Here is a 14,426-nt window from a genome sequence, read left to right on the forward strand (position 1 = left end):
TTCATGACCACCGCCCCCTGGCGTGACCCCGCCCTGCCCGCGGCCGCCCGCGTCGACGACCTCCTCTCCCGGATGACCCTCGAGGAGAAGACCGCCCAGCTGTACGGCGTGTGGGTCGGCGCCGCGACGGACGGCGAAGGAGTCGCCCCGCACCAGCACGACATGACCGCGGACTCCGCCGTCGACTCCGCCGACGGTTGGGACGAGCTGATCACCAGGGGTCTCGGCCAGCTGACCCGCCCCTTCGGCACGGCCCCCGTGGACCCGGCGCTGGGCGCCCGCGCGCTGGCCGGCGCCCAGCGCCGGATCGCCGCCGCGGGCCGCTTCGGCATCCCCGCGATGGCGCACGAGGAGTGCCTGGCCGGCTTCACCGCCTGGCGCGCCACCGCCTACCCGGTCCCGCTCGCCTGGGGCGCCGCCTTCGACCCGCCGCTGGTGGAGGAGATGGCCCGGCACATCGGCCGCGACCTGCGCACGGTCGGCGTCCACCAGGGCCTCGCCCCGGTCCTGGACGTCGTACGCGATCCGCGCTGGGGACGGGTCGAGGAGACCATCGGCGAGGACCCGTACCTGGTCGGCACGGTCGGCACGGCCTACGTGCGCGGCCTGGAGTCGGCGGGGGTCGTCGCCACGCTCAAGCACTTCGCCGGGTACGCCTCCTCGGCCGGCGCCCGCAACCTGGCCCCGGTGCGGGCGGGCACCCGCGAGTTCGCGGACGTCACCCTGCCGCCGTTCGAGATGGCGCTGCGCGAGGGCGGCGCCCGTTCCGTCATGGCGGCCTACACCGAACGCGACGGCGTCCCGGCCTCCGCCGACCCGGAGCTGCTCACCCGGCTCCTGCGGGAGGAGTGGGGCTTCACGGGCACCGTGGTCGCCGACTACTTCGGCATCGGGTTCCTCCAGACCCTGCACCGGGTGGCGGGCACCCCCGTGCAGGCCGCCCGGCTGGCGCTGGAGGCCGGCATCGACGTCGAGCTGCCGACGGTGAAGTACTACGGCGACGCGCTGGTGGCGGCCGTCCGCGCGGGCGAGGTCCCCGAGGACCTGATCGACCGGTCCGCACGCCGGGTCCTGCTCCAGAAGTGCGAGCTGGGCCTCCTGGACGAGGACTGGCAGCGGGAGACCCCGGAGCGGATCGACCTCGACTCCCCGGCCAACCGCGCGGTGGCCCGCCGGCTGGCCGAGGAGTCCGTGGTCCTGCTGGACAACCCCGACGGCCTGCTCCCCCTCGCCCCCGACACCCGGATCGCGGTCGTCGGCCCGAGGGCGGCGGACGCGCTGGCGATGCTCGGCTGCTACTCCTTCCCCTCCCACGTCCTGACCCACCACCCCGGGACCGAGCAGGGCATCGGGATCCCCACGGTCCTCGAGTCGCTGCGCGCCGAACTCCCCGACGCCAAGGTGACGTTCGCCGAGGGCTGCCCGGTCTCCGACCCGGACGTCACGGGCATCGAGGAGGCCGTGGCCCGCACCGCGGAGTCGGACGTGTGCGTGGCGGTCCTGGGCGACCGGGCGGGCCTGTTCGGCCGGGGCACCTCGGGCGAGGGCTGCGACGTGGCGGACCTGCGGCTGCCCGGCGTGCAGGGCGCGCTGCTGGACGCGCTGGTCGCCACCGGCGTGCCGGTGGTGCTGGTCCTGCTCACCGGCCGCCCCTACGCGCTCGGCCGCTGGCACGGCCGTCTGGGCGCCGTCGTCCAGGCCTTCTTCCCCGGCGAGGAGGGCGGCCCGGCGGTCGCGGGGGTGCTCTCCGGCCGCGTCAACCCCTCGGGCCGGCTGCCCGTGAGCGTGCCCCGGGTGACGGGCGGTCAGCCGTGGACCTACCTCCAGCCGCCCCTGGGCCTGGCCGGGGAGGTCAGCAACCTGGACCCGACCCCGCTGTACCCCTTCGGACACGGCCGCTCGTACACCACGTTCGCCTGGGAGGACGTCGAGGCGCCGCAGACCGTCCTCGGCACGGACGGCTCCTGCGACCTCTCGCTGACCGTCCGCAACACCGGCGACCGGGCGGGTGCCGAGGTCGTACAGCTCTACCTGCACGACCCGGTGGCCGGCGTGACCCGCCCCGACGTGCGGCTGATCGGCTACCAACGGCTGGAGCTGCCCGCGGGCGGGTCGGCGCGCGTGACCTTCGGCTTCCACACCGACCTGTCGGCCTTCACCGACCGCGCCGGACGGCGCGTGGTGGAGCCGGGCGACCTGGAGCTGCGGCTGGGGACGTCCAGCGCGGACGTCCGGCACACGGCACGGCTCAGCCTCACGGGACCGGTGCGGGAGACGGGACCGGACCGGCGGCTGCACTGCGAGACGCGGGTGTCGCGGGAGGGATAGGGCCACGGGCGGGGGCCCGGGTCAGTCCGGGTCCAGCGCCTCGAACCGCCACCGGTGCACGGCCCGGGTGACCAGGCCCTCCTCGGGGTCCGGCAGTTCCGGGAGGTCCGCGTCGAACTCCGCGTCCCACCAGGTGATGACGAGGACGCGGTCCTGCGGGGCGCGGAAGGTCTCACGGCGCACGGGAGGGCGCGGGAGCCGCTGCTCCCGCGCCCACGCCAGCAGTTCCGCGCCCCGGCCGGCCGCGGCCCGGGCCTCCCACATCAGCGCGACGGTCATGAGTACAGGTTGTCCTCGCCGACCGCGTGCACGTGGTCGTGGTCGTGGGCCCGGCCCGGCACGTGCGGGTCGGTCACCGGCAGGGACGAGTCGGCCGACAGGTCCCAGTCGGAGGCGGACCGGCCCCGGGCCACCATCTCCGCGCCGAGCGCCGCGACCATCGCGCCGTTGTCCGTGCACAGCTTGGGCCGGGGCACCCGCAGCCGGATGCCGGCCGCCTCGCAGCGCTCCCGGGCCAGGGCGCGCAGCCGGGAGTTGGCCGCGACGCCGCCGCCGATCATCAGGTGGTCGACGCCCTCGTCGCGGCAGGCGCGGACGGCCTTGCGGGTCAGCACGTCCATCACCGCCTCCTGGAAGGAGGCCGCCACGTCCCGCACCGGCACCTCCTCGCCGGCGGCCCGCTTCGCCTCGATCCAGCGGGCGACCGCCGTCTTGAGACCGGAGAAGGAGAAGTCGTACGCCGGGTCGCGCGGCCCGGTCAGGCCGCGCGGGAAGGCGATCGCGGACGGGTCGCCCTCGCGCGCGTACCGGTCGATGACCGGGCCGCCGGGGAAGCCCAGGTTCAGCACGCGGGCGATCTTGTCGAAGGCCTCGCCCGCCGCGTCGTCGATGGTCGCGCCCATCGGGCGGACGTCGGAGGTGATGTCCGAGGAGAGCAGCAGGGAGGAGTGGCCGCCGCTCACCAGCAGCGCCATCGTCGGTTCCGGCAGCGGGCCGTGCTCCAGCTGGTCCACGCAGATGTGCGAGGCGAGGTGGTTCACGCCGTACAGCGGCTTGCCGAGGGCGTACGCGTACGCCTTCGCCGCCGACACGCCGACCAGCAGCGCGCCCGCCAGACCGGGCCCCGCCGTCACGGCGATGCCGTCGAGGTCCCGCGCGGACACGCCGGCCTCCTTCAGCGCCCGGTCGACGGTCGGGACCATCGCCTCCAGGTGCGCCCGGCTCGCCACCTCCGGCACCACCCCGCCGAAGCGGGCGTGCTCGTCGACGCTGGAGGCGACGGCGTCCGCCAGCAGCGTGGTGCCGCGGACGATGCCGACGCCGGTCTCGTCACAGGAGGTCTCGATGCCGAGGACGAGCGGTTCGTCAGTCATTGGTCCCGGTTCCTTGCACTGGTGTCGATTCCGTGGCGGGGCCGCTGTCGGATGCCGTGGTCAGGCGCATGACCAGGGCGTCCACGTTCCCCGGCTGGTAGTAGCCGCGCCGGAAGCCGATGGGCTGGAAGCCGAAGCGCTGGTACAGCTTCTGCGCGCGGACGTTGTCGACGCGGCACTCCAGCATGACCTCGGCGCACTCGAAGGCGGTCGCGGCCCGCAGCAGCTCGGCCAGCAGCCGGCCGCCCAGTCCGGTGCCCCAGTGGTCCTGGGCGACGGCGATGGTCTGCACGTCGGCCAGGTCTCCGGAGGAGGCGAGGCCCGCGTAGCCGACGATGCGGCCGCCGTCCTCGGCGACCACGTACCGGCGGGTCGCCTCGGGGCCGCGGGAGTGCGCCAGCTCGGACCAGAACATGCCGCGCGACCAGGCGTCCTCGGGAAAGAGGGCCTTCTCGAGTTCCAGGACGGGATCGATGTCCCACCAGCGCATCTCGCGCAGCGCGGGGGTGGCGGATTCGGTCACTTGGGGGTGACCACCTTGTAGTTCTTGGGGACCTGGGCGTCGGGCCGGCGCAGGTAGAGCGGGCGCGGCTCCAGGAGCTCCTCGCCCGCGGCCAGCCTCTCGGCGGCCAGGCAGGCGAGCGCGGCGGCGGACACGTGCTCCGGCTCGTGCACCGCGGGGAAGGTGTCCGGGTAGAGCAGCGCGCCCGCGCCGACCGCGGGCAGCCCCGCCACCTGCTCGGCGATGTCGGCCGGCCGGTCGACGGCGGGCCCGGTGAGGCGGGTGCGGGAGTCGGCGTAGCGCGCCCAGTAGACCTCCTTGCGGCGGGCGTCGGTCGCCACGACGAAGGGGCCTTCGAGGTCGGCGGCGTACGCGAGTCCGTCGAGGGTGCACAGGCCGTGCACGGGCACGCCGAGCGCGAGCCCGAAGGTGTCGGCGGTCATCAGGCCGACGCGCAGCCCGGTGTACGGGCCGGGGCCGGTGCCGACGACGATCCCGGTGACGGCGTCGAGCCGGTGCCCCGTGGCGGCCAGGAGGCGGTCGACGGCCGGCAGCAGCAGCTCACCGTGCCGGCGCGCGTCCACCTGGCCGGCGGAGGCGAGGACGTCCGTTCCGTCGTGCAGGGCGACGGTGACGGCGGGGGTGGCGGTATCCAGAGCGAGCAAGAGCACGCAAACAGCGTACGGCTCGCGGGACCCGGGCACGGCCGCCCGGGCCCGGAGGCCACCGGCTGCTAACGTCGCGGCGAGGCACGGACGTACACCGGCGTACAACGAAGAGGTGGTCGCGGTGGCAGGCAGCAGCTCGACTTTCGTGGCCGTGCTCACCGCGGCGGCCGTCGCGACCGTCGGGTTCCTCGCCTACCGGGCCTCCGCGAGCGTGCCGGCGGACCTCGCCGCGCCGCGCGCGGACGTCGCCGCCACGACGAAGGCGCCGCGCGACACCAGGAACCCCACCGCGCTGCCGGCCGGCTCCGGCACGGGCGCGCGGGTGGTGTACTCGGTGGCCGACGACCGGGTGTGGCTGGTGACCGCGGGCGGCAGGGCCGAGCGCACCTTCCGGGTCGCCCCCGGCAGCGTCGACCCGCTGCCCGGCACCTACGCCGTCACCTCCCGCTCGGGCGCCGTCACCGGCACCGACGGCACCCCCATCGAGCACGTGGTCCGCTTCACCGGCGTCAAGGGCGTGTCCATCGGCTTCAGCGCGGCCGTCGACGGCTCGACGCCGGCCCCCGACCCGGCCCGCAGGACGGGTGGCATCCGCGTCTCGCGGGCGGACGGGAACGCCGTCTGGAAGTTCGCGACGATCGGCCGGCAGGTCGTCGTGATCGGCTAGGGCGTGTCCGGCCCCTCGCGTCGGGTCGGCGCGCGGCGTCCGGTGCGGTGGCGGTGCGTCGCACGGCGGAGGACCGCCCGTGCACCGGATGCACCCGGATGGTCCGGCGACGCGGCGGTGGGGGTCCCTCCCGCGCGAGCGGAGCCGAGCGTGGGGGAGCCGTGCCGGGCGTCGCGCGCCCGACGGGAATCGTCAGACACGCCCTGGGGACCGTCGGCGCGTCCCCGGGAACGCCCGCTCCCGGGGGCGGACGGTCAGGCGGCTTCGCGGTGCCGCTCCCCCGCGCGGGAGGGCCGCTCCCGCGGGCGGGAGGGCTCCGGCTCGCGCGGTGGCCGGGAGACGACCTCCGCGGCGGCGCAGGACGCCAGCAGGTCGCGCATGGACACCCCGGCGGGGGCGGACGGGCGCCGCGGGACCTGGGGCTCGGTGGCCGGCATGGACGCCTCCTGGGGCCGGGCGGACCTAGTCAGGCAGACCTAACCAAGGGCGGAACACCATGTGACCACGCCCGGTGCGCCGAACGCAACATTTTGCCGACGCCCTGTCGGAACCTTCGCCGCCTCCGTCCGGGGCGGCCAGCCCGCTCAGGCCGTCGGGCCACTCAGACCGTCCGCCCGCTCAGCCCGCTCAGCTCGTCCGGCCCACCGGCCCGTCAGCCCGTCAGCCCGCTCAGGTCCGCCGACGACCACCGGTCGCCCAGACCGGTGACCGTCACCTGCCGCACCTCGTCCGTCGTGTCGCCCACGGCCCGGTGGATGCGCACCTGGAGCCGCTCCTCGGTCAGCTCCTCGACCTTGCCCTCGCCCCACTCCACGACGACCACGGACTCGGGCAGGGACACGTCGAGGTCCAAGTCCTCCATCTCGTCGAGCCCGCCGCCCAGGCGGTACGCGTCGACGTGGACGAGCGGCGGACCGCCCCGCAGGGACGGGTGGACCCGGGCGATCACGAAGGTGGGCGAGGTGACCGCGCCCCGCACGCCGAGTCCCTCGCCGAGGCCGCGCGTCAGTGTCGTCTTGCCCGCGCCCAGCTCCCCGCTGAGCATCACGAGATCGCCCGCGCGCAGCAGTCCGGCCAGGCGCCGGCCCAGGTCCCGCATCTGCTCGGGGGAGGTGACGGTCAGCTCGGTCTCAGCCGGGTTGCGCGCTGCTGCTGGTGCTTCCATAGCCACCCACGGTAACGCCTGCCGGTACGGCGCCCGCGCGGGTGAGCAGGTCGGCGAGCCGGTCGGTGACGACCTCGGGGTGCTCCAGCATCACGAGGTGACCGGCGTCGGGGACGAGCACCAGCTCGGCGTCCGGCAGCAGGTCGGCGATGGCCTCGCTGTGCTCGCTCGGCGTCACCAGGTCCCCGATGCCCGCCAGGACCAGTACCGGCATGTCCGTGAAGCAGGCGAGCGCCTCGGTCTTGTCGTGGTCGGTGAAGGCCGGGTAGAACTCGGCGACCACGTCGATCGGCGTGCCCTCGATCATGCGCTCGGCGAACCGGGCGACGGCCGGATCCACGTCCCGGGAGGCGAACGAGTACCGCTTGATGATCCCGGCGAACAGGTCGGCGGTGGCCCGCCGTCCCTTCTCCACCAGCTCGGCCTGCCGGCCCAGCGCCTTCAGCACGCCCGGCAGCACCCGCCGCACGGCGTTCACCCCGGCGACCGGCAGGCCGAAGTTCACCTCGCCGAGCCGCCCGGACGACGTACCGACGAAGGCGGTGGCGACGACCCGCTCGAGGATCAGCTCGGGGAACTGCGCGGCCAGCGCCATGACGGTCATGCCGCCCATCGAGTGCCCGACGAGCACGATCGGCCCCTCCGGCGCGGCCGCGTCGATGACGGCCTTCAGATCGCGTCCGAGCTGGTCGATGGTGAGCGGCTCGCCGTCCCGCAGCTGGGCCGCGCCGCGTGCGGACCGGCCGTGACTGCGCTGGTCCCAGTGCACGGTCCGCACGACGCCCCGCAGGGCCGCCCGCTGGAAGTGCCAGGAGTCCTGGGTGAGGCAGTAGCCGTGGCTGAGGACGACGGTGACGGGGAGCGGGGCCTTGCGGCCGAACAGCCGGCGCCGCCGGTTCGGCGGTCCGCCCTGCGGCTCGACGTCGTCGACCTCGTAGTACAGCTCGGTGCCGTCGTCGGCGAGGGCCTTGCCGGGGGTGCCGCGCAGGGCGCCGTACGGACCCGTCGCGTCCAGGGCGAGGCGGGCCCTGGCCCGCATGCCCCGCCCGACGGTCATCCGCTCCAGGGCGACTCCGGCGGCGGCACCCGCGGCGATCACGCCTATCGCGGCCCCCGCGACGCCGGTCGCCCGGCGCCAGCCGCCGGCCCCCGTGGCGGAGGCGGCGTCGACGACCGCCGAGGCGGCACTCGTCAACGCCTCCGCGCTGCTCTCGCTCACGTACCGCTCCTCTTCGCCGGGTGTCACCGGATGTCGCCGGGTGTGGTCGGGTGCCGTCAGGGGCCGCCGGGTGCCGGGGTGCCCGGCGCGCGCACACCCGTTTGGTTCCTCGTTCACATGAACCGCATGCACGGGAATCGCCCGCGTATGTGCCGGGGGCGCGGGCGCGCTCAGAAGAGCGCGCTCACGGGGTCCGGTCCGCCTCGTCCACGTGGACGCGCGGGACGCGCGTCCCGATGCGCGTGACGATCTCGTAGGCGATGGTGCCCGCGGCCTGCGCCCAGTCCTCGGCGGTGGGCTCGCCCCGGTCGCCGGGGCCGAAGAGCACGGCTTCCTCGCCGGGGGCGGGCTCGTCGCCGCCGAGGTCGACGACGAACTGGTCCATCGCGATCCGTCCGGCGACCGTGCGCCGCTTGCCGGCGACGAGGACGGGGCCGGTGCCGGAGGCGTGCCGGGGGACGCCGTCGGCGTAGCCGAGGGGAACCAGGCCGAGGGTGGTCCCGCCGGAGGTCGTGTAGTGGTGGCCGTAGCTGACGCCGTGGCCGCCCGGCACCTGCTTGACCAGGGCCAGCGAGGCCGACAGCGTCATCACCGGGCGCAGTCCCAGGTCGGCGGCGGAGCCCAGCTCCGGGCCCGGGGAGACGCCGTACATGGCGATGCCCGGCCGGATCAGGTCGAAGTGGGTCTCGGGGAGGGTCAGCACGGCCGGCGAGTTGGCGATGTGCCGCACCTCGGGCCGTACGCCCTGCTCCTCGGCGTACGCCACCATCTCGTGGAAGCGGGCGAGCTGGGCCGCGACGGACGGGTGGCCGGGCTCGTCGGCGCAGGCGAAGTGCGACCACAGGCCGGTGATCCGCACGAGGCCCGCGCCCTCGGCGGCCAGCGCCTCGGCGACCAGGTCGGGCCAGTCGGCGGGCTGGCAGCCGTTGCGCCCGAGGCCCGTGTCGGCCTTGAGCTGCACGCGGGCGGCCCGTCCGGCGAGCCGCGCCCCCCGGACGGCCTCGCGCAGCGCCCACAAAGCGCTCACGGACACGTCCAGGTCCGCCTCGACGGCCTCCCGCCAGGGCCCGCCCGGAGTCCACAGCCAGCACATGATCCGGACGTCCGCCGGCAGGCCCGCCCCGGCGCGCAGCGCGAGGGCCTCCTCCGGGGTGGCGGTGCCGATCCAGGTGGCGCCCGCCTCGACGGCGGCACGGGCGCAGGGAACCGCGCCGTGGCCGTATCCGTCGGCCTTCACCACGGCCATGAACGCCGCGCCGGGCGCCTTCGCGCGCAGCGCGCGCACGTTGGCCCGCAGTGCGGCCAGGTCGATCTCGGCGCGGGCGCGCAGCGGGGCGGCGGTCGGCTGTGCAGTCTCACTCATCACGCCCAGTCTCTCAGAGCCCCCGGGACCCGCCCGAAGAGCCGCCCCGGACGGCGGCCGCCACGGGGCGCCCCACCCGTCCGGGGCCTCCCCGGAGGACCCCGGGGACGGGGTCACCGGGGTCGGGCACGGGGACGGGCCCGGGAAGGGCGGGTCCGGGAAGGGCGGGTCCGGACAGGAGATCCCCGAGGAGCGGGTCCGGCTGCGGAACCCGCGGGAAGCGAGCCCGGGAACGGAACCCGCGGAGGACGGGTCCGGGTACGGGCCCCGGGGACGGCGTCGCGCGGACGGGAACGCCCTCCGCCTCACTCCCGTACGACGTCGCGCCAGGCCCTCGGCACCGCCTCCGCCACCTCGTACGCCCCCACCGGCGCCCCCGCCGCCGCGAACCGCCCGGCCAGCCCGTGCAGGTACGCCCCCGCGCTGCCGGCGTCCACCGCCGACAGCCCCGCGGCCAGCAGCGACCCCGCCGTCCCCGACAGCACGTCCCCGCTGCCGGCCGTGGCCAGCCACGGCGTCCCCGTCGGGTTCACCCGCACCGTCCCCGTACCGCCCTCCGCCGCGACCAGCGTCGTGGCCCCCTTCAGCAGCACGGCCGCCCCGTAGCGCCCCGCCAGTTCCCGCACGGCGGCCAGCCGTCCCGCCTCGACCTCCTCCCGCTCCACCCCCAGCAACGCCGCCGCCTCCCCGGCGTGCGGGGTCATCAGCGTCGGCGCCGTCCGCCCGCGCACCGCGTCCACGTCGGCGAGCCGCAGCCCGTCGGCGTCGATCAGCACCGGCACGTCGGAGGCGAGCACCTCCGCCACGGTGCCGGCGTCGTCCCCGGCGCCGGGCCCGACGACCCACGCCTGCACCCGCCCGGCCCGCGCGGGCCCCCGGTCGGACACCAGCGTCTCGGGGTGGCGCGCGAGCACGGCCTGCCCGGCGGGCCCGACGTACCGCACGGCCCCCGCCCCGCCCCGCAGGGCGCCGGCGACCGCCAGGACGGCCGCGCCCGGATAGCGCGCGGACCCGGCGGCGATCCCGACCACCCCGCGCCGGTACTTGTCGCTCTCGGCGCCCGGCACGGGCAGCAGCCGGGCCACGTCGGCGTGCTGGAGCGCCTCCAGGTCCGGCTCGCCGGGCAGGTCGAGGCCGATGTCGACGAGCCGCACCGACCCGGCGTGCCCGCGCGCCGGGTCGACCAGCAGCGCCGGCTTGTGCGTCCCGAACGTGACGGTGAGGTCGGCCCGCACGGCGGCGCCCCGCACCTCCCCCGTGTCGGCCTCGACGCCGCTGGGCAGGTCGACGGCGACGACGGCGGCCCGGGACGCTTCGGCCAGCGCGGCGAGCCGGGCCGCGTCCTCGCGCAGTCCGCCGCGCCCGCCGATGCCGACGACGCCGTCGAGGACGAGGTCGGCCCGCCGGACCGGCCCGTCGGCGTCCCCGGGCGCCACGGTCCGCCCACCGGCCCGCAGCAGCGCGGCCAGCCCGCCGGCGTGCGCGCGCCCGGCGGCGAGCGGTACGGCCGTCACGCCCGCGCCGCGCCGCGCCAGCCGGGCCCCGGCGTACAGGGCGTCACCGCCGTTGTCGCCGCTCCCGACGAGCAGGACGACCCGGCGTCCGTACACCCGCCCCATCAGATCGGCACAGGCGGCGGCGAGTCCGGCGGCGGCCCGCTGCATCAGGGCCCCCTCCGGGAGCCGCGCCATCAGGTCCCGCTCGGCGGCCCGGACCGTGTCCACGCAATAGGCAGTACGCATACGCCCAGTCAAACACCGGGCACCCCGCCGCGGGCGGACCCGCCCCGCCCTCCTACCCCTCCGCGATCACCACCGCCGAGGCGACCCCGGCGTCATGACTGAGCGACACGTGCCAGGCCTGCACGCCCAGTTCGGCGGCCCGGGCGGCGACGCTCCCGCGCACCCGCAGCCGCGGCTGCCCGCTGTCCTCCACGTACACCTCCGCGTCGGTCCACAGCAGACCCGCGGGAGCGCCCAGCGCCTTGGCGAGGGCCTCCTTCGCCGCGAACCGGGCCGCGAGCGAGGCGACGCCCCGCCGCTCCCCGCTCGGCAGCAGCAACTCGCCGTCCAGGAAAAGGCGTCGGGCCAGTGCGGGCGTACGTTCCAGCGACGCCGCGAACCGGTCGATCTCGGCCACGTCGATACCGACCCCGATGATGCTCATGCCGAGCACCCTACGGCGACGGGACGGCACCGCCCGGTCGCCCACGCGGCTGTCGGAGGCGGCTGCTAGCCTGCGGCGGACTTGATCACACGGTCGCGCCGATCGCACACGGACCGGCCACGGACCGATCACCGGCCGATCAGCACACGTCACACCATCACTTCACCGCCCGCGCCCTGGGGGGCCAGTCGGCGCGCGCGGACGGCAACGCCAGGGGGCGGGGGCATGAGCAGTACCACCGACGGCGGATCCACGGGCTCTCCGGGACCGACCTTCGACCCGTACGACAACACACCCGGGCTGGTCCCGCTGCGCACGGCCGCGCGGGCCAGTGACCTGCCCGCCGTCCTGGCCTTCGTCAGGGGGCTGGACGCGGTGGAGAAGATCTCGATGGCCTCGTCCGTCCTCGCCGAGGTCCCCGGCGTCGAGACCCTCCTGGAGCGGGCCGTCGCCGAACACCCCGCCGACCCGCTGCCGCGCACCCTGCTCGCGGAACGGTACGTCCACATCGGGTGGGACATCCGCAGCGGCGCCCGCGCGCAGCACGTCTCGCGGGACCAGTTCGAGCAGTTCCACTCCTGGCTGCGCCGGGCCGAGCAGCTGCTGATCGAGGTGTGCGCGCAGCAGCCGGCGTACGCCCCCGCCTGGGCGGTCCGGCTGACCACCGCGCGCGGCCTGGAGCTGGGGCAGGCCGAGGCGCGCCGCCGCTACGACCGGCTGTCCGCCCACCACCCGCACCACTACCGCGCGCAGACGCAGCTGCTCCAGCAGCTCTGCCCGAAGTGGGGCGGCAGCTGGGAGGCGGCGCACGCCTTCGCCCGCGAGTGCGCGACCGCCGCGCCGGACGGCTCGACCTCCGGTGCCGTGGTGGCCCTCGCCCACATCGAGCACTGGCTGGACCTGGGCAGCCCCGACGGCACCGCCTACCTGCGCGGTGTGCCGGTCCGCGACGACCTGCGCTTCGCCGCGCAGGTCTCGGTCCTGCACCCGGACCACCGCCCCGGCTGGTACTCCGCCGGCGCGCACAACGCCTTCGCGTTCGCCTTCTCCGTCGGCGGCCACCACGCCGACGCGGCCCGGCACTTCGCCTTCCTCGGCGACCGGGCCACGGAGTTCCCGTGGCAGTACACGAACGACCCGAAGGCGTCGTTCCTGAAGTTCCGCAAGCTCGCGGCACAGGCCTGAGGGGGCACCGGCACATGACCACCGACCTGCACGACCCGAGCGGCCTCGCCGCCCTCGACGGCCTGATCTCCCGCACCAGCGTCCAGGGCGTCCCCACCCTCCACGCCGCCGGCTCCGGCAACGAGATCAGCGCCGGGCTGTTCTTCCGGGTGGGCCGCGCCGACGAGACCCTGGCCACCGCGGGGATCACGCACCTCGTCGAGCACCTCGCCCTGCACCGCCTCGGCCTGTCCGACCTGCACCACAACGGCGCGACGGCGAACGCGTACACCCTCTTCCACGTCACCGGCAGCGAGGAGGAGGTCGTCGCCCACCTCAACAGCGTGTGCGCGGCCCTGCGGGACCTGCCGATGGAACGGCTGGAGACCGAGAAGGAGATCCTGCGCACGGAGGCGGCGGGCCGCGGCGGCCCCCACTCCCCGCTCGCGCTGTGGCGTTACGGCGCCCAGGGGTACGGCCTGTCCAGTTACCACGAACTGGGCACCTGGAGCCTCACCCCGGACCGGGTCCGGGACTGGGCCGAGACCCGCTTCACCCGGGACAACGCGGTGCTGTGGATCACCAGCGACCACGTGCCGGAGGGCCTCGACCTCGGCCTGCCCGCGGGGACCCGCTTCCCGGCCCCGGCCGCGACCAGTGCGCTGCCCGTCACCCCCGCCTACATCCACGGCGACGACGGCCACGTCGTCCTCACCGCGGTGCTGCCCCGCTCCACCGCGGCCGCCGTCTTCGCGGACGTCCTCGGTCGGGCCCTCTTCCACGACCTGCGCCAGGAGGGCGGCTACTCCTACGCCGCGGAGGCCGACTACTCCCCGCGCGACGCCGCCTTCGCCACCCTCACCGCCCACGCGGACGCCCTGCCGCAGAAGCAGGACGCGGTCGTCGGCGGCTTCGTCGACACCCTCGCCCGGCTGCGCGCGGGCCGCATCGAGCAGTCCGAACTGGACTCCGCGCGCGGCAGGCTCCTCAAGACGTACGACAACCCCGACCTCGGTGCCGCCGCCCTCCCGTCGTACGCGCTGAGCCTGCTGCTCGGGCACCCGGTCCTCTCCCCCGAGCGACACCGGGCCGAGCTGAACGCGGTCACGGTCGCCGACCTGCACGAGGTGGCCCGGCAGACCTGGGACTCCGCCCTGCTCCAGGTGCCCGGCCGGGGCGTGGACTGGGCCGGCTTCACCCTGGCGCCGCAGTTCTCCGCGGCCGCCGTCACCGGCACCCGGCACCCGTCCCTGGAGGACGACCGGGTCACGCTGGTCATCGGCGCCGAGGGCGTCACCCTGGAGACGCCGAAGGGCCCGGTCACGGTCCGCCACGACGCCTGCGCCGCGATGACCACCCGGCCGGACGGGGCCCGCGCGCTCACCGGTCACGACGGCTTCGCGGTCACCGTCGAACCGACCCTCTTCGAGGGCGTCACCGCCGAACGCGTCGCGGCCCTGGACGCGGCGGTCCCCGCCGCGTGCGTCGTGCCGATGCCCTCCCGCGCCCCCGAGGAGATCCCGCGGCCGCGCGAGCGGACCCCGGAGCCCGCCGCCGGGCGGGGCCGGACGGGCGGGCGGGGCCGGGCGGGCGGCTGGGGCTGGGCGGCCCTCGTCGTCCTGCTGGCCGTGCTGGCCGTGGCCTGGGCCGCACTCGGCGTGTACCTGGTCGTCGACCGGATCGACGAGGGCCGCGTACCGCCGATCGGGGGGACGCTCGGCATCATCGCCCTGGAACTGGCCCTGCTGCGCTGGACCGGCACGGCGAACACGCGCCGCAAGCAGGCCCGCGGCTGACCGGCGGGAGGGCGC

General features: G+C 76.1%; 14 protein-coding genes. 4 read left to right on the plus strand and 10 right to left on the minus strand.

Going from position 1 to position 14,426, the window contains the following annotated elements:
• Positions 1-3 precede the first annotated feature (3 nt).
• On the plus strand, positions 4-2,328 hold the full coding sequence (locus ACZ5FU_RS04380; protein WP_451526965.1) for a beta-xylosidase/alpha-l-arabinosidase: 2,325 nt from the start codon (positions 4-6) through the stop codon (positions 2,326-2,328).
• 21 nt (positions 2,329-2,349) lie between these two features.
• On the opposite strand, the gene ACZ5FU_RS04385 is transcribed toward ACZ5FU_RS04380, so the two are convergent.
• Genes ACZ5FU_RS04385 through tsaB form a run of 4 tightly spaced genes read right to left on the minus strand, consistent with a single transcriptional unit; the run spans position 2,350 to position 4,874 of the window.
• On the minus strand, positions 2,350-2,607 hold the full coding sequence (locus tag ACZ5FU_RS04385; RefSeq protein WP_468643083.1) for a hypothetical protein: 258 nt from the start codon (positions 2,605-2,607) through the stop codon (positions 2,350-2,352).
• Positions 2,604-3,701 (minus strand): tRNA (adenosine(37)-N6)-threonylcarbamoyltransferase complex transferase subunit TsaD, encoded by a 1,098-nt coding sequence (gene tsaD, locus ACZ5FU_RS04390; RefSeq protein WP_469044399.1) that lies wholly within the window; start codon positions 3,699-3,701, stop codon positions 2,604-2,606. The genes ACZ5FU_RS04385 and tsaD overlap by 4 nt, the downstream gene beginning before the upstream one ends.
• Positions 3,694-4,191 carry a ribosomal protein S18-alanine N-acetyltransferase gene (gene rimI / locus ACZ5FU_RS04395; RefSeq protein WP_451527078.1) on the minus strand — a complete coding sequence of 166 codons (498 nt, stop codon included), beginning with the start codon at positions 4,189-4,191 and terminating at the stop codon, positions 3,694-3,696. The genes tsaD and rimI overlap by 8 nt, the downstream gene beginning before the upstream one ends.
• 29 nt (positions 4,192-4,220) lie before the next feature.
• Positions 4,221-4,874: a tRNA (adenosine(37)-N6)-threonylcarbamoyltransferase complex dimerization subunit type 1 TsaB gene (gene tsaB / locus ACZ5FU_RS04400; protein ID WP_451526968.1), complete on the minus strand. Its 654-nt coding sequence runs from the start codon at positions 4,872-4,874 to the stop codon at positions 4,221-4,223.
• A 118-nt stretch (positions 4,875-4,992) separates the two neighbouring features.
• Here tsaB and ACZ5FU_RS04405 point away from each other — a divergent pair, with 118 nt between their 5' ends.
• Positions 4,993-5,538 (plus strand): hypothetical protein, encoded by a 546-nt coding sequence (locus tag ACZ5FU_RS04405; RefSeq protein WP_451526969.1) that lies wholly within the window; start codon positions 4,993-4,995, stop codon positions 5,536-5,538.
• A 254-nt stretch (positions 5,539-5,792) separates the two neighbouring features.
• Here the strand turns inward: ACZ5FU_RS04405 and ACZ5FU_RS04410 are convergent, their stop codons facing one another.
• The 6 genes from ACZ5FU_RS04410 to ACZ5FU_RS04435 form a co-directional block, all read right to left on the minus strand.
• Complete coding sequence (locus ACZ5FU_RS04410; RefSeq protein WP_451526970.1) at positions 5,793-5,975, minus strand: hypothetical protein; 183 nt, start codon at positions 5,973-5,975, stop codon at positions 5,793-5,795.
• A gap of 215 nt (positions 5,976-6,190) precedes the next feature.
• Positions 6,191-6,703: a tRNA (adenosine(37)-N6)-threonylcarbamoyltransferase complex ATPase subunit type 1 TsaE gene (gene tsaE / locus ACZ5FU_RS04415; protein WP_451526971.1), complete on the minus strand. Its 513-nt coding sequence runs from the start codon at positions 6,701-6,703 to the stop codon at positions 6,191-6,193.
• Entirely contained in the window at positions 6,669-7,922 is a 1,254-nt protein-coding gene (locus tag ACZ5FU_RS04420) for an alpha/beta fold hydrolase (RefSeq protein ID WP_451526972.1), read from the minus strand. Before ACZ5FU_RS04420 ends, tsaE begins: the two co-directional genes overlap by 35 nt.
• A gap of 184 nt (positions 7,923-8,106) precedes the next feature.
• Positions 8,107-9,285: an alanine racemase gene (gene alr / locus ACZ5FU_RS04425; RefSeq protein WP_468643091.1), complete on the minus strand. Its 1,179-nt coding sequence runs from the start codon at positions 9,283-9,285 to the stop codon at positions 8,107-8,109.
• A 305-nt stretch (positions 9,286-9,590) separates the two neighbouring features.
• The gene (locus ACZ5FU_RS04430) at positions 9,591-11,027 is read right to left on the minus strand and encodes an NAD(P)H-hydrate dehydratase (RefSeq protein ID WP_469044401.1); all 1,437 of its coding nucleotides are present in this window, start codon (positions 11,025-11,027) and stop codon (positions 9,591-9,593) included.
• Positions 11,028-11,079: 52 nt separating this feature from the next.
• A complete protein-coding gene (locus tag ACZ5FU_RS04435) occupies positions 11,080-11,451 on the minus strand; it encodes a holo-ACP synthase (RefSeq protein ID WP_451526975.1) in 372 nt (123 codons plus the stop codon).
• A 225-nt stretch (positions 11,452-11,676) separates the two neighbouring features.
• On the opposite strand from ACZ5FU_RS04435, the gene ACZ5FU_RS04440 reads away from it, so the two are divergent.
• Positions 11,677-12,636, plus strand: coding sequence for a hypothetical protein (locus ACZ5FU_RS04440; RefSeq protein WP_469044403.1), 960 nt, complete (start codon positions 11,677-11,679; stop codon positions 12,634-12,636).
• A 14-nt stretch (positions 12,637-12,650) separates the two neighbouring features.
• Positions 12,651-14,411, plus strand: a complete 1,761-nt coding sequence (locus ACZ5FU_RS04445; RefSeq protein ID WP_469044405.1) for a M16 family metallopeptidase — start codon at positions 12,651-12,653, stop codon at positions 14,409-14,411.
• Positions 14,412-14,426 lie beyond the last annotated feature (15 nt).

Source organism: Streptomyces sp. NPDC031554, assembly GCF_055580685.1.

What these genes read in the sequence shown, in the direction of transcription:
- ACZ5FU_RS04380 (WP_451526965.1), top strand. Translation starts at nt 4, where the DNA reads ATGACCACCGCCCCCTGGCGTGACCCCGCCCTGCCCGCGGCCGCCCGC.
- ACZ5FU_RS04385 (WP_468643083.1), bottom strand. Translation starts at nt 2,607, where the DNA reads ATGACCGTCGCGCTGATGTGGGAGGCCCGGGCCGCGGCCGGCCGGGGC.
- tsaD (WP_469044399.1), bottom strand. Translation starts at nt 3,701, where the DNA reads ATGACTGACGAACCGCTCGTCCTCGGCATCGAGACCTCCTGTGACGAG.
- rimI (WP_451527078.1), bottom strand. Translation starts at nt 4,191, where the DNA reads ATGCGCTGGTGGGACATCGATCCCGTCCTGGAACTCGAGAAGGCCCTC.
- ACZ5FU_RS04410 (WP_451526970.1), bottom strand. Translation starts at nt 5,975, where the DNA reads ATGCCGGCCACCGAGCCCCAGGTCCCGCGGCGCCCGTCCGCCCCCGCC.
- tsaE (WP_451526971.1), bottom strand. Translation starts at nt 6,703, where the DNA reads ATGGAAGCACCAGCAGCAGCGCGCAACCCGGCTGAGACCGAGCTGACC.
- alr (WP_468643091.1), bottom strand. Translation starts at nt 9,285, where the DNA reads ATGAGTGAGACTGCACAGCCGACCGCCGCCCCGCTGCGCGCCCGCGCC.
- ACZ5FU_RS04430 (WP_469044401.1), bottom strand. Translation starts at nt 11,027, where the DNA reads ATGCGTACTGCCTATTGCGTGGACACGGTCCGGGCCGCCGAGCGGGAC.
- ACZ5FU_RS04435 (WP_451526975.1), bottom strand. Translation starts at nt 11,451, where the DNA reads ATGAGCATCATCGGGGTCGGTATCGACGTGGCCGAGATCGACCGGTTC.
- ACZ5FU_RS04440 (WP_469044403.1), top strand. Translation starts at nt 11,677, where the DNA reads ATGAGCAGTACCACCGACGGCGGATCCACGGGCTCTCCGGGACCGACC.
- ACZ5FU_RS04445 (WP_469044405.1), top strand. Translation starts at nt 12,651, where the DNA reads ATGACCACCGACCTGCACGACCCGAGCGGCCTCGCCGCCCTCGACGGC.